The sequence below is a fragment of the Streptomyces sp. Alt3 genome (genome assembly GCF_030719215.1).
Classification (GTDB): domain Bacteria; phylum Actinomycetota; class Actinomycetes; order Streptomycetales; family Streptomycetaceae; genus Streptomyces; species Streptomyces glycanivorans.
On sequence record NZ_CP120983.1, the window covers coordinates 6,337,500 to 6,351,132 of the forward strand.

General features: G+C 69.6%; 11 protein-coding genes. All 11 read left to right on the forward strand.

The annotated features are described in order from the left end of the window. Positions 1-66: 66 nt before the first annotated feature. The 11 genes from uvrA (at position 67) to P8A20_RS27990 (ending at position 13,564) form a co-directional block, all read left to right on the forward strand. Positions 67-3,084 carry an excinuclease ABC subunit UvrA gene (gene uvrA, locus P8A20_RS27940; protein ID WP_147962897.1) on the forward strand — a complete coding sequence of 1,006 codons (3,018 nt, stop codon included), beginning with the start codon at positions 67-69 and terminating at the stop codon, positions 3,082-3,084. A gap of 256 nt (positions 3,085-3,340) precedes the next feature. Further along, positions 3,341-3,769 carry a Rieske (2Fe-2S) protein gene (locus P8A20_RS27945; protein WP_147962896.1) on the forward strand — a complete coding sequence of 143 codons (429 nt, stop codon included), beginning with the start codon at positions 3,341-3,343 and terminating at the stop codon, positions 3,767-3,769. Between the two features lie 114 nt (positions 3,770-3,883). Then, positions 3,884-5,935, forward strand: coding sequence for an excinuclease ABC subunit UvrC (gene uvrC / locus P8A20_RS27950; protein WP_147962895.1), 2,052 nt, complete (start codon positions 3,884-3,886; stop codon positions 5,933-5,935). After that, on the forward strand, positions 5,932-6,897 hold the full coding sequence (gene rapZ / locus P8A20_RS27955) for an RNase adapter RapZ (RefSeq protein WP_147962894.1): 966 nt from the start codon (positions 5,932-5,934) through the stop codon (positions 6,895-6,897). Before uvrC ends, rapZ begins: the two co-directional genes overlap by 4 nt. Next, entirely contained in the window at positions 6,894-7,928 is a 1,035-nt protein-coding gene (locus P8A20_RS27960; RefSeq protein WP_147962893.1) for a gluconeogenesis factor YvcK family protein, read from the forward strand. The genes rapZ and P8A20_RS27960 overlap by 4 nt, the downstream gene beginning before the upstream one ends. Then, positions 7,919-8,908 (forward strand): DNA-binding protein WhiA, encoded by a 990-nt coding sequence (gene whiA, locus P8A20_RS27965; protein ID WP_147962892.1) that lies wholly within the window; start codon positions 7,919-7,921, stop codon positions 8,906-8,908. The genes P8A20_RS27960 and whiA overlap by 10 nt, the downstream gene beginning before the upstream one ends. 717 nt (positions 8,909-9,625) lie before the next feature. Beyond that, complete coding sequence (gene gap, locus P8A20_RS27970; protein ID WP_147962891.1) at positions 9,626-10,636, forward strand: type I glyceraldehyde-3-phosphate dehydrogenase; 1,011 nt, start codon at positions 9,626-9,628, stop codon at positions 10,634-10,636. Between the two features lie 113 nt (positions 10,637-10,749). Further along, on the forward strand, positions 10,750-11,961 hold the full coding sequence (locus P8A20_RS27975) for a phosphoglycerate kinase (RefSeq protein WP_147962890.1): 1,212 nt from the start codon (positions 10,750-10,752) through the stop codon (positions 11,959-11,961). Positions 11,962-11,967: 6 nt separating this feature from the next. Continuing rightward, complete coding sequence (tpiA, locus tag P8A20_RS27980; RefSeq protein WP_014156892.1) at positions 11,968-12,744, forward strand: triose-phosphate isomerase; 777 nt, start codon at positions 11,968-11,970, stop codon at positions 12,742-12,744. Positions 12,745-12,882: 138 nt separating this feature from the next. Then, positions 12,883-13,119, forward strand: coding sequence for a preprotein translocase subunit SecG (gene secG, locus P8A20_RS27985; protein ID WP_014156893.1), 237 nt, complete (start codon positions 12,883-12,885; stop codon positions 13,117-13,119). A gap of 109 nt (positions 13,120-13,228) precedes the next feature. Continuing rightward, positions 13,229-13,564, forward strand: coding sequence for an RNA polymerase-binding protein RbpA (locus tag P8A20_RS27990; protein ID WP_147962889.1), 336 nt, complete (start codon positions 13,229-13,231; stop codon positions 13,562-13,564). Positions 13,565-13,633: the final 69 nt, after the last annotated feature.

Consider the following 13,633-nt stretch of genomic DNA (forward strand, 5'->3'; position numbering starts at 1 on the left):
GCGCCCCCCATACCCTGGGACAGGGGCTCAGTTCCCCCACTTCTCTCCAGAAAGGTGCGGACCGGCGTGGCCGACCGTCTCATCGTCCGTGGCGCGCGCGAGCACAACCTGAAGAACGTCTCGCTCGATCTCCCCCGTGACTCCCTCATCGTCTTCACCGGGCTCTCCGGATCGGGCAAGTCGTCGCTCGCGTTCGACACGATCTTCGCCGAGGGCCAGCGGCGCTACGTGGAATCGCTCTCCTCGTACGCCCGGCAGTTCCTCGGCCAGATGGACAAGCCGGACGTGGACTTCATCGAAGGCCTCTCGCCCGCCGTCTCCATCGACCAGAAGTCGACCTCGCGCAACCCGCGCTCGACGGTCGGCACCATCACCGAGGTCTACGACTACCTCCGGCTGCTCTTCGCCAGGATCGGCAAGCCGCACTGCCCCGAGTGCCACCGGCCGATCTCGCGCCAGTCACCGCAGGCCATCGTGGACAAGGTGCTCGGGCTGCCCGAGGGCAGCCGTTTCCAGGTGCTCTCGCCGCTGGTGCGGGAGCGCAAGGGAGAGTTCGTCGACCTCTTCGGCGACCTCCAGACCAAGGGCTACAGCAGGGCCAGGGTCGACGGCGAGACCATCCAGCTGTCCGAGCCGCCCAAGCTGAAGAAGCAGGAGAAGCACACCATCGAGGTGGTCATCGACCGCCTCACGGTGAAGGACAGCGCCAAGCGCCGGCTGACCGACTCCGTCGAGACGGCGCTGGGCCTCTCCGGCGGCATGGTCGTGCTCGACTTCGTCGACCTCGAGGCGGACGACCCCGAGCGCGAGCGGATGTACTCCGAGCACCTCTACTGCCCGTACGACGACCTCTCCTTCGAGGAGCTGGAGCCCCGCTCCTTCTCCTTCAACAGCCCCTTCGGTGCCTGCCCCGACTGCACGGGCATCGGTACGCGCATGGAGGTCGACCCGGACCTGATCGTCCCGGACGAGGAGAAGTCCCTCGACGAGGGCGCGATCCACCCCTGGTCCCACGGCCACACCAAGGAGTACTTCGGGCGCCAGATCACCGCCCTGGCCGAGGCGCTGGGATTCCGCACGGACATCCCCTGGGCGGGACTGCCGCAGCGCGCCAAGAAGGCGCTGCTCCACGGCCACAAGATCCAGACCGAGGTCCGCTACCGCAACAGGTACGGGCGCGAGCGCGCCTACACCACCCCCCGTTTCGAGGGTGCCGTCCAGTACGTCAAGCGGCGCCACTCCGAGGCGGAGAGTGACTCCAGCAGGGAGCGCTTCGAGGGCTACATGCGCGAGGTGGCCTGCCCGACCTGTGAGGGCACCCGGCTCAAGCCGCTGGTCCTCGCGGTGACGGTGATGGAGAAGTCCATCGCCGAGGTCGCCGCGATGTCGATCAGCGAGTGCGCCGAGTTCCTCGGCCGCCTCAAGCTGAACGCCCGCGACAAGAAGATCGCCGAGCGGGTACTCAAGGAGGTCAACGAGCGGCTGAAGTTCCTCGTCGACGTCGGCCTCGACTACCTCTCGCTGAACCGCGCCGCAGGCACCCTGTCCGGCGGCGAGGCGCAGCGCATCCGGCTCGCCACCCAGATCGGCTCCGGCCTCGTCGGCGTGCTGTACGTCCTGGACGAGCCGTCCATCGGCCTGCACCAGCGCGACAACCACCGGCTGATCGAGACCCTGGTCCGGCTCCGGGACATGGGCAACACGCTCATCGTCGTCGAGCACGACGAGGACACGATCAAGGTCGCCGACTGGGTCGTCGACATCGGCCCCGGCGCGGGTGAGCACGGCGGCAAGGTCGTCCACTCCGGATCGCTCGAGGACCTGCTGGCCAACGAGGACTCGATCACCGGCCAGTACCTCTCGGGCAGGAGGGCCATCGCGATGCCGGACACCCGGCGTCCGGTCGACCCGAAGCGCCGGCTCACGGTCCACGGTGCCCGGGAGAACAACCTCCAGGACATCGACGTCTCCTTCCCGCTAGGTGTGCTCACGGCGGTCACCGGTGTCTCCGGCTCCGGGAAGTCGACCCTGGTCAACGACATCCTGTACACGCATCTGGCGCGTGAGCTCAACGGCGCCAAGTCGGTGCCCGGACGGCACACCCGGGTCGACGGCGACGACCTCGTCGACAAGGTCGTGCACGTCGACCAGTCGCCGATCGGCCGCACGCCCCGCTCCAACCCGGCCACGTACACCGGGGTCTTCGACCACGTCCGAAGGCTGTTCGCCGAGACGATGGAGGCGAAGGTGCGCGGCTACCTGCCGGGCCGCTTCTCCTTCAACGTCAAGGGCGGCCGCTGCGAGAACTGCTCCGGCGACGGCACCATCAAGATCGAGATGAACTTCCTGCCCGACGTGTACGTCCCGTGCGAGGTCTGCCACGGCGCGCGCTACAACCGGGAGACGCTGGAGGTGCACTACAAGGGCAAGTCCATCGCCGAGGTGCTGGACATGCCGATCGAGGAGGGCCTGGAGTTCTTCGAGGCCGTCCCGACGATCGCGCGCCACCTGCGCACGCTCGACGAGGTGGGTCTCGGGTACGTCAGGCTCGGCCAGTCCGCGCCGACGCTCTCCGGCGGCGAGGCGCAGCGGGTGAAGCTGGCGAGCGAGCTGCAGAAGCGCTCCACCGGCCGCACGGTCTACGTCCTGGACGAGCCGACGACCGGTCTGCACTTCGAGGACATCAGCAAGCTCATCTCGGTCCTCTCGGGCCTGGTCGACAAGGGCAACACGGTGATCGTCATCGAGCACAACCTCGATGTCGTCAAGACCGCCGACTGGGTCGTCGACATGGGTCCCGAAGGCGGCAACGGCGGCGGTCTGGTCGTCGCCGAGGGCACCCCGGAGCACATCGCCTCGGTGCCGGCCAGCCACACCGGGAAGTTCCTCCAGGACATCCTGGGCGCGGACCGGATCGGTGAGGCCGCAGTGCCCGCCGCCCGGAAGGCCCGCAAGGCACCCGCGAAGAAGGCCGTCGCCGCCAAGGCGGCCACGGCTCGTAGGACGGCCACGGCCAGGACGGCCGGGAAGGCGGCTGCCGAGCAGCCCGCGCCGAAGAAGGCCGCCCGCGCGCGGAAGGCCTGACGGTCCGGTTCCGGGGCGGCATCCGTATCAGGGTGCCGCCCCGGCCCTCGTCATGGCTTCTCCGGCGGGCGGACGGCCGCGGCGACCGTCGCCGCCCGTCGGCGCTCCCCGGGCCCGGTCGAGGAGCCGTCGTTCTCCGCCGGTATCGTCGGGTCTGTCGCCCGTGCCTTCGGCCGGGGCCTGTGCCCGGAGTCCGCGGCACCGTGTGCCCGGACGGTGACGGCGGCTCTCTGTCCCCCCGACCAGTGGAGACCGCATGTCCGGCCTGCCCGCCGCCCGCCGCACCGTACTGAAGGGCGCCGCTCTCGCCGGTGCCGCCGGGCTGGGAGCCGCGGCCTGCTCCACCGACTCGAAGCTCGGCCACGCGCAGACGCCCACGCCCACCGCGCCCGTGGAGCTCGGCGCCGCGGAGGAGGTTCCGGTCGGCGGGGCGAAGCTCTACCGCGAGCAGCGCGTCGTGGTGAGCTGCCAGGCCGCCGGCCGGTACAAGGCCTTCAGCGCGCAGTGCACGCACGCCGGCTGCCTCCTCGACAAGGTCGAGGGCAACGAGGGCAACTGCCCGTGCCATGGCAGCCGCTTCGACATGACCACGGGCAAGGCGCTGCAGGGCCCCGCCACCGTGCCCCTGCCCTCCGTCCCGCTGAAGATCGAGGGCGGGAAGCTGGTCGCGGGCCCCGACGCCTGACCGTCACACCCGCCGCCGCGGTCCGTCCCGGCGACCGCACGGCCCGTCCCGCGGGCTGCCGCGGTCCGTCCCGGAAATGCCGCTCTGTCACCGCCCGCAAGTAGGGTGTGAGACATGGCAGACCCCTCCAGCTACCGCCCCAAGCCGGGACAGATCCCCGACTCCCCGGGGGTCTACAAATTCCGCGACGAGCACCGCCGGGTGATCTACGTCGGGAAGGCCAAGAACCTGCGCCAGCGCCTGGCCAACTACTTCCAGGACCTGGCCGGCCTGCACCCGCGTACCCGCACGATGGTCACCACGGCCGCTTCCGTGGAATGGACCGTCGTCTCCACCGAGGTCGAGGCACTTCAGCTGGAGTACTCCTGGATCAAGGAGTTCGACCCCCGGTTCAACGTCAAGTACCGCGACGACAAGAGCTATCCCTACCTCGCGGTCACGCTCAACGAGGAGTTCCCGCGCGTCCAGGTCATGCGCGGCGCCAAGAAGAAGGGCGTGCGCTACTTCGGTCCGTACGGCCACGCCTGGGCGATCCGCGAGACCGTCGACCTGATGCTCAGGGTCTTCCCCGTGCGCACCTGCTCCGCCGGTGTCTTCAAGAACGCCGAGCGGACCGGCCGCCCCTGCCTCCTCGGTTACATCGGCAAGTGCTCCGCCCCCTGCGTCGGACGCGTCACCCCAGAGGAACACCGGGACCTCGCCGAGGACTTCTGCGACTTCATGGCGGGCCGCACCGGCACGTACATCCGCCGCCTGGAGAAGGACATGATGCAGGCGGCCGAGGAGATGGAGTACGAGCGCGCGGCCCGGCTGCGCGACGACGCGGAGGCGCTGAAACGCGCCATGGAGAAGAGCGCGGTCGTCCTCGCCGACGCCACGGACGCCGACCTGATCGCCGTCGCCGAGGACGAGCTCGAAGCCGCCGTCCAGATCTTCCACGTCCGCGGCGGACGTGTGCGCGGCCAGCGCGGCTGGGTCACCGACAAGGTCGAGGCCGTCGACACGGCGGGCCTGGTGGAACACGCGCTCCAGCAGCTGTACGGGGAGGAGGCGGGCGACTCCGTCCCCAAGGAGGTGCTGGTCCCGGCGCTCCCCGAGGACCCCGACGCCGTGTCCCAGTGGCTCGCGGACCGCAGGGGGTCGCAGGTCAGCCTGCGCATCCCGCAGCGGGGCGACAAGAAGGACCTGATGATCACGGTCCAGCGCAACGCCCAGCAGGCGCTGGGGCTGCACAAGACCAGGCGGGCGTCCGACCTCACGACCCGTTCCCGGGCCCTGGAGGAGATCGCCGAGGCGCTCGGTCTCGGCACCGCTCCGCTGCGCGTCGAGTGCTTCGACATCTCACACCTCCAGGGTGACGACGTGGTCGCGTCGATGGTGGTCTTCGAGGACGGGCTCGCGCGCAAGAGCGAGTACCGCCGCTTCCAGATCAAGGGGTTCGAGGGCCAGGACGACGTCCGGTCCATGCACGAGGTCATCGGCCGCCGCTTCAAGCGCTACCTCCAGGAGAAGGAGCGGACGGGGGAGTGGGAGGAGACCCCTGCACCCACCGGCCCCGTTCCCGCCCCGCCCGCGCCAGGGACGGCGGAGCCCGTCTCCGTCAGCGACGAACCCCGCGACGAACCCCGCGAGGACGACGGCCGTCCCAAGCGCTTCGCCTACCCGCCGCAGCTCGTCGTCGTCGACGGAGGGCAGCCCCAGGTCGCGGCGGCCAAGCGTGCCCTGGACGAGCTGGGCATCGACGACATCGCCGTCTGCGGTCTCGCCAAGCGCCTCGAAGAGGTCTGGCTGCCCGACGACGACGACCCGGTGGTCCTGCCCCGCTCCAGCGAGGGCCTCTACCTCCTCCAGCGCATCCGGGACGAGGCCCACCGCTTCGCCATCACCTACCAGCGGGCCAAGCGGGCCAAGCGGATCCGCAGCAGTCCCCTGGACGACGTGCCGGGCCTCGGCGACACCCGCAAGCAGGCGCTGATCAAGCACTTCGGCTCCGTCAAGAAGCTGCGGCAGGCGACAATCGACGAGATCTGCGAGGTGCCGGGGATAGGGCGCAGGACCGCCGAATCGGTGGCCGTCGCCTTCGCGGCGGCCGCCCCGGCCGCACCCGCCGTGAACACCGCCACAGGAGAGATCATTGAAGAGGACGACGGGGGCAGCCGGACATGACCGAACACGCGCGTGAACACCAGGACGACCGCGGCCGAGCAGACGGAGCAGAAGACGTGAGTACGGGAAGCACCACGGAGAAGGCCGAGGCCGCGACGCAGGCCATTCCCGAGCTGGTGATCATCTCCGGAATGTCGGGCGCCGGGCGCAGCACCGCGGCCAAGTGTCTGGAGGACCTCGGCTGGTTCGTCGTCGACAACCTGCCGCCCGCACTGATCCCCACGATGGTGGAGCTCGGCGCCCGCTCCCAGGGCAACGTCGCCCGCATCGCCGTCGTCGTCGACGTACGGGGCCGTCGCTTCTTCGACAACCTCAGGGAGTCCCTCGCGGACCTGGAGTCCAAGCACGTCACCCGGCGGATCGTCTTCCTGGAGTCCTCCGACGACGCCCTCGTACGCCGTTTCGAATCGGTCCGCCGCCCGCACCCGCTCCAGGGCGACGGCCGGATCGTCGACGGCATCGAGGCCGAGCGTGACCTGCTGCGTGAGCTGCGCGGCGATGCCGACCTCGTCATCGACACCTCCAGCCTCAACGTCCACGAGCTGCGGGCCAAGATGGACGCGCAGTTCGCCGGTGACGAGGAGCCGGAGCTGCGGGCGACCGTGATGTCGTTCGGCTTCAAGTACGGACTGCCGGTCGACGCCGACCTCGTCGTCGACTGCCGCTTCCTGCCCAACCCGCACTGGGTCCCGGAGCTCCGCCCCTTCACCGGGCTCAACGAGGAGGTGTCCGACTACGTCTTCGACCAGCCGGGCGCCAAGGAATTCCTCAACCAGTACACGGAACTGCTGCAGCTCATCGCCGCCGGCTACCGCCGCGAGGGCAAGCGCTACGTGACGATCGCCGTCGGGTGCACGGGCGGCAAGCACCGTTCCGTCGCGATGTCGGAGAAGCTGGCCGCCCGGCTGGCCACCGAAGGGATCGAGACCGTCCTCGTCCACCGGGACATGGGGCGCGAGTGACCAGTCGCAATCTGCGTCAGCGCCGGCTGAGCAGGGCCACGGCCGCGCTCTCCGGCCGCAAGCGCGGCGCGCAGCCCAAGGTCGTCGCCCTCGGCGGCGGCATGGGGCTGTCCGCCTCGCTCACGGCGCTGCGCCGGATCACCGGCGACCTGACGGCCGTGGTGACCGTCGCCGACGACGGCGGCTCCAGCGGCCGGCTGCGCGAGGAACTCGGTGTCCTGCCTCCGGGCGACCTCCGCAAGGCCCTCGCCGCGCTCTGCGGGGACGACGAGTGGGGCCAGACATGGGCCCGGGTCATCCAGCACCGCTTCGAGTCCAAGGGCGACCTGCACGAGCACGCCGTGGGCAATCTGCTCATCGTCGCCCTCTGGGAGCAGCTGGGCGACCATGTGCAGGCCCTCGACCTGGTCGGCAAGCTGCTCGGAGCACACGGCAGGGTGCTGCCGATGTCCGCCGTCCCCCTGGAGCTCCAGGCGCTGGTGAGGGGCCACGACCCGCAGCGCCCCGATGACACGGTCACCGTGCGCGGGCAGGCGACGGTGGCGCTGACCCCCGGGGAGGTGCAGTCCGTCCACGTCGTCCCGGCCGATCCGCCCGCCGTCCCCGAGGCGGTGGCCGCTGTGCTCGACGCCGATTGGGTGGTTCTCGGTCCGGGGTCCTGGTTCTCCTCCGTGATTCCGCATCTACTGGTGCCCGAGCTGCTCGACGCACTGGTGACCACGAAGGCCCGCAAGGTCCTCTCGTTGAACCTCGCACCGCAGCCCGGTGAAACAGATGGCTTCTCACCGCAGCGTCATTTGGAGGTTTTGGGACGACACGCCCCTAAACTCGCCATGGACGTGGTGCTGGCCGATCAGGCCGCCGTGCCTGACCGTGAGTCCCTCGCAGACGCCGCCCAGCGGCTCGGAGCCGCGGTCGAGCTGGCTCCCGTGGCCTCACCCGACGGCGTTCCGATTCATGATCCGGAGCTGTTGGCCGCCGCGTACGACCGTATTTTTCGGATGCATGGAAGGATCGGCCCATGGCGATGACGCCAGCGGTGAAGGACGAAATCTCTCGGCTTCCCGTGACACGGACCTGCTGCAGAAAGGCAGAGGTCTCGGCGATCCTCCGGTTCGCGGGCGGGCTGCACCTGGTGAGCGGCCGGATCGTGATCGAGGCCGAGCTGGACACGGGGAACGCGGCACGCCGGCTCAAGCGGGACATCCTGGAGATCTTCGGACACAGCTCGGAGCTGATCGTGATGGCTCCCGGCGGTCTGCGCCGCGGTTCCCGGTTCGTCGTGAGGGTGGTGGCGGGCGGGGATCAGCTGGCCCGCCAGACCGGTCTGGTGGACGGCCGCGGCCGTCCCATCCGCGGTCTGCCGCCGCAGGTGGTCTCGGGGGCCACCTGCGACGCCGAGGCCGCCTGGCGCGGAGCCTTCCTGGCCCACGGCTCGCTCACCGAGCCGGGCCGTTCCTCCTCGCTGGAGGTGACCTGCCCCGGCCCGGAGGCCGCCCTCGCCCTGGTGGGCGCGGCCCGCAGGCTCTCCATCGCTGCCAAGGCCCGCGAGGTCCGGGGTGTGGACCGCGTCGTCGTCCGCGACGGTGACGCGATCGGCGCTCTGCTGACCCGTCTGGGAGCCCACGACGCGGTGCTGGCCTGGGAGGAGCGCCGCATGCGGCGCGAGGTCCGTGCCACGGCCAACCGGCTCGCCAACTTCGACGACGCCAACCTCCGCCGCTCCGCCCGCGCCGCGGTCGCCGCGGGCGCCCGGGTGGGGCGCGCGCTGGAGATCCTGGGCGAGGAGGTTCCGGAGCACCTCGCGGCCGCCGGACGGCTGAGGATGGAGCACAAGCAGGCCTCCCTGGAGGAGCTGGGGGCGCTCGCCGACCCGCCGCTGACCAAGGACGCGGTCGCCGGCCGCATCCGGCGCCTGCTGGCCATGGCCGACAAGCGTGCCCAGGACCTCGGTATCCCGGGCACGGAGGCGACTCTGGGCGAGGAGCTGGCCGACGGCCTCGTGGGCTGACAGCCGAGGAACTGCTGCCCCGGCCGCCTTCCGGTGGCCGGGGCAGTTCCGTGCCGGGCGGGAGGCGGTGGCGGGCTCCTATTCCGGGCCGCCTGGGCGGGAACCATTTCGAAATCGGCCGGAGAGCATTTTCGGAATTGGCAGGCGCGATCCGCTCGACATCGGCGCGCTCGGCGATCCGCTCGACGTGAATGAGTCGGCCTTGCGCGGCCGGTATGAGTGTAGCCCCGCACGAATGAGCGGCGTGCTCCGCGGTTCGTCACACGAGTGCTCCGGAAGTGTGCAGGCCGCCCGGAGTTTTTATCGATTGAGTAGCACTCCGCACAATTGAGCGGCCGGTTCGTGCGGAAACTCGACCGGTGTCCGTCGCCGCCGCGGGGATCCGGCGGAACCGTCCGGGCCGGGCCCGCGTCCGTGACTCCCGGTGATGACGCGCCGACAGCCGTCTTCGTCCGCCCGTCGGCTGCAAGGGGACCGGATCCGGGGGGTGTTGACGCTTCGTGACCACGTTCCGCCGGTATCCGCGTCGTCGTCCTCCCGGGCCGGAATACGGCCGGAATCCGCTGCTCCTACTCGGGAGTAAGGACATCCCTCTTCGCACCACTGCTCTCGATGTCACTCCTGAGGCCTCGGAGAGGTAGGGTCGGAGGCGGTCGGGGACATCCCTATAAAACTCGCCGGCATCGAAACCGGCGTTCCTAACGAGGAGATCGGTTCGTGACGATCCGCGTAGGCATCAACGGCTTTGGCCGCATCGGTCGTAACTACTTCCGCGCGCTGCTGGAGCAGGGTGCGGACATCGAGATCGTGGCTGTCAACGACCTGGGTGACACTGCGACCACGGCTCACCTGCTGAAGTACGACACCATTCTGGGTCGTCTCAAGGCAGAGGTCAGCCACACCGCCGACACCATCACCGTCGACGGTCACACCATCAAGGTGCTCTCCGAGCGCAACCCGGCCGACATCCCGTGGGGTGAGCTGGGCGTCGACATCGTCATCGAGTCGACCGGCATCTTCACGAAGAAGGCCGACGCCGAGAAGCACATCGCCGGTGGCGCGAAGAAGGTCCTCATCTCGGCTCCGGCCAAGGACGAGGACATCACCATCGTGATGGGCGTCAACCAGGACAAGTACGACGCGGCCAACCACCACGTCATCTCCAACGCCTCCTGCACCACCAACTGTGTGGCGCCGATGGCCAAGGTTCTCGACGAGAACTTCGGCATCGTCAAGGGCCTGATGACGACGGTCCACGCGTACACGAACGACCAGCGCATCCTGGACTTCCCGCACTCGGACCTGCGTCGCGCCCGTGCCGCCGCCGAGAACATCATCCCGACCACGACGGGCGCCGCCAAGGCGACCGCCCTGGTCCTCCCGCAGCTCAAGGGCAAGCTCGACGGCATCGCGATGCGCGTCCCGGTCCCGACCGGCTCCGCCACCGACCTGGTCGTGACGCTGCAGCGCGAGGTCACCAAGGACGAGGTCAACGCCGCGTTCAAGAAGGCCTCCGAGGACGGCGACCTCAAGGGTTACCTGGCCTACACCGAGGACCCGATCGTCTCCTCGGACATCGTCAGCGACCCGGCGTCCTGCACCTTCGACTCCTCCCTGACCATGGTCCAGGAGGGCAACTCGGTGAAGATCCTCGGCTGGTACGACAACGAGTGGGGTTACTCCAACCGCCTCGTCGACCTGACCGTCTTCGTCGGCGGCCAGCTCTGATCCTAGGATCGGCAGGCATCCAGGTGTGATGTGAAGGGGCTCGGACGGCGCGACGCGGCGCCGTTCGAGCCCCCTCGCATGCTCATCAGTCCTTCCAAGGAGTATGGGAACAGATGAAGACGATCGACGAACTTCTCGCCGAAGGGGTCGCGGGCAAGCGGGTATTCGTCCGTGCCGACCTCAACGTGCCGCTGGACGGCACCACGATCACCGACGACGGCCGCATCCGCGCCGTCAGCCCGACGGTCGCCGCGCTCGCCGAGGGCGGCGCGCGGGTCGTCGTCGCCTCCCACCTCGGCCGCCCCAAGGGCGCGCCGGACCCGGCGTTCTCGCTGGCCCCCGCCGCGGCCCGCCTGGGTGAGCTGCTCGGTGCCGAGGTCGCCTTCGCGACCGACACCGTCGGCGAGTCCGCCCGCACCACGGTCGCTGCTCTCGACGACGGCCAGGTCGCCGTCATCGAGAACCTCCGCTTCAACGCCGGCGAGACGTCGAAGGACGACGCCGAGCGCGGCGCCTTCGCCGATCAGCTCGCCGAGCTCGCCGACGTGTACGTGGGCGACGGCTTCGGCGCCGTCCACCGCAAGCACGCCTCGGTCTTCGACCTTCCGGCCCGGCTGCCGCACGCGGCAGGCGCCCTGATCGCCACCGAGGTCGGCGTCCTGAAGAAGCTCACCGAGGACGTCACGCGCCCCTACGCCGTGGTCCTCGGGGGCTCGAAGGTCTCCGACAAGCTCGGCGTCATCGACCACCTGCTGGAGAAGGCCGACCGCATCCTGATCGGCGGCGGCATGGCGTACACCTTCCTCAAGGCCCAGGGCCACGAGGTCGGCAGTTCGCTCCTCCAGGAGGACCAGATCCCGGCGGTGCTCGGATACCTCAGGCGTGCCGAGGAGAAGGGCGTGGAGTTCGTCCTCCCCGTCGACGTCGTCGTCTCGGAGAAGTTCCCGGACCTCAGGACCAAGGCCCCGAGCCACCCCAGCACGGTCGCGGCCGACGCCATCCCGGCCGGCGTGATGGGCCTGGACAACGGTCCGGAGACCAACAAGCTCTACGCCTCGAAGCTCGCCGACGCGGCCACCGTCTTCTGGAACGGCCCGATGGGTGTCTTCGAGCACCCCGACTACGCCGAGGGCACCAAGGCCGTGGCCCAGGCGCTCGTCGACTCCCCGGCCTTCAGCGTCGTCGGCGGCGGGGACTCCGCTGCCGCCGTCCGCATCCTGGGCTTCGACGAGAACGCATTCGGCCACATCTCGACCGGTGGCGGCGCCAGCCTCGAATACCTCGAAGGCAAGACGCTTCCCGGACTCGCCGCACTGGAGGACTGACCCCCGATGACCACCCGCACCCCGCTCATGGCGGGCAACTGGAAGATGAACCTCAACCACCTCGAGGCCATCGCGCACGTCCAGAAGCTCGCCTTCGCACTGGCCGACAAGGACTACGACGCCGTCGAGGTCGCCGTCCTGCCGCCCTTCACCGACCTGCGCTCCGTGCAGACGCTGGTCGACGGCGACAAGCTGAAGATCAAGTACGGCGCCCAGGACCTCTCCGCGCAGGACTCCGGCGCGTACACCGGTGAGATCTCCGGCCCGATGCTCGCCAAGCTGAAGTGCACCTTCGTCGCAGTCGGTCACAGCGAGCGCCGCCAGTACCACGGCGAGAACGACGAGATCTGCAACGCCAAGGTGAAGGCCGCCTACAAGCACGGCCTGACCCCGATCCTCTGCGTCGGCGAGGGCCTGGACATCCGCAAGGCCGGCGACCAGGTGTCCTACACCCTGGCGCAGCTCGACGGCGCGCTGAAGGACATCCCGGCCGAGCAGGCCGAGTCCATCGTGATCGCCTACGAGCCGGTCTGGGCCATCGGGACCGGCGAGGTCGCCACCCCCGAGGACGCCCAGGAGGTCTGCGGCGCGATCCGCCGCAGGCTCGCCGAGCTGTACTCGCAGGAGCTCGCCGACGCCGTCCGCATCCAGTACGGCGGCTCGGTGAAGTCGGGCAACGTCGCGGCCATCATGGCGCAGCCCGACGTGGACGGTGCCCTGATCGGCGGCGCCGCGCTGGACGCCGACGAGTTCGTCAAGATCGTCCGCTTCCGCGACCAGTAGGATCGTCCGCCTCCGCGACCGGTGAGTATGCGGTGGAGCGGATCCGTCGTACCCTTGCGGGGGCCGAGGGGGGTGTACCCCCGGGCCCCCGCTGTTCGTACATGCAGTCCTAGGAATTCCGGAAAGTAGGGACCAGCCGTGGTTTTGGCGTTCGAGATCGCCCTGATCGTCTTCAGCCTGCTGCTGATGCTGCTGGTGCTGATGCACAAGGGAAAGGGCGGCGGCCTCTCCGACATGTTCGGCGGTGGAATGCAGTCGTCCGTGGGCGGCTCGTCGGTCGCCGAGCGGAACCTCGACCGCATCACCGTCGTGGTCGGTCTGGCCTGGTTCGCATGCATTGTCGTCCTTGCTCTGCTCATCAAGCTGGACAGCTGACCCGTCGTCCGCGATTCCCGGTGAGGGTGTAACTCCTTTCACTGGACGCGCGTTGGGCCTTACGTAGACTGGGGCATCTTCGAGCACCATCACGCAGGGAGTTACGACCGTGGCAAGTGGCAACGCGATCCGGGGAAGCCGGGTCGGAGCGGGGCCGATGGGGGAGGCCGAGCGAGGCGAGTCCGCGCCGCGCCTCCGCATCTCCTTCTGGTGCTCGAACGGGCACGAGACGCAGCCCAGCTTCGCCCATGACGCGCAGGTACCGGAGACCTGGGACTGCCCGCGCTGCGGCTTCCCGGCCGGCCAGGACCAGGACAGCCCGCCGGCCCCGCCGCGCACCGAGCCGTACAAGACGCACCTGGCGTACGTACGCGAGCGGCGCAGCGACGCGGACGGTGAGGCGATCCTCGCCGAAGCCCTGGCGAAACTCCGCGGCGAGATCTAGAAGTTGTCCACCGGCCGGCCACCCCCTGGGTGACCGGCCGGAATCCGTATGCCCCCTCGTAGCCCGCCG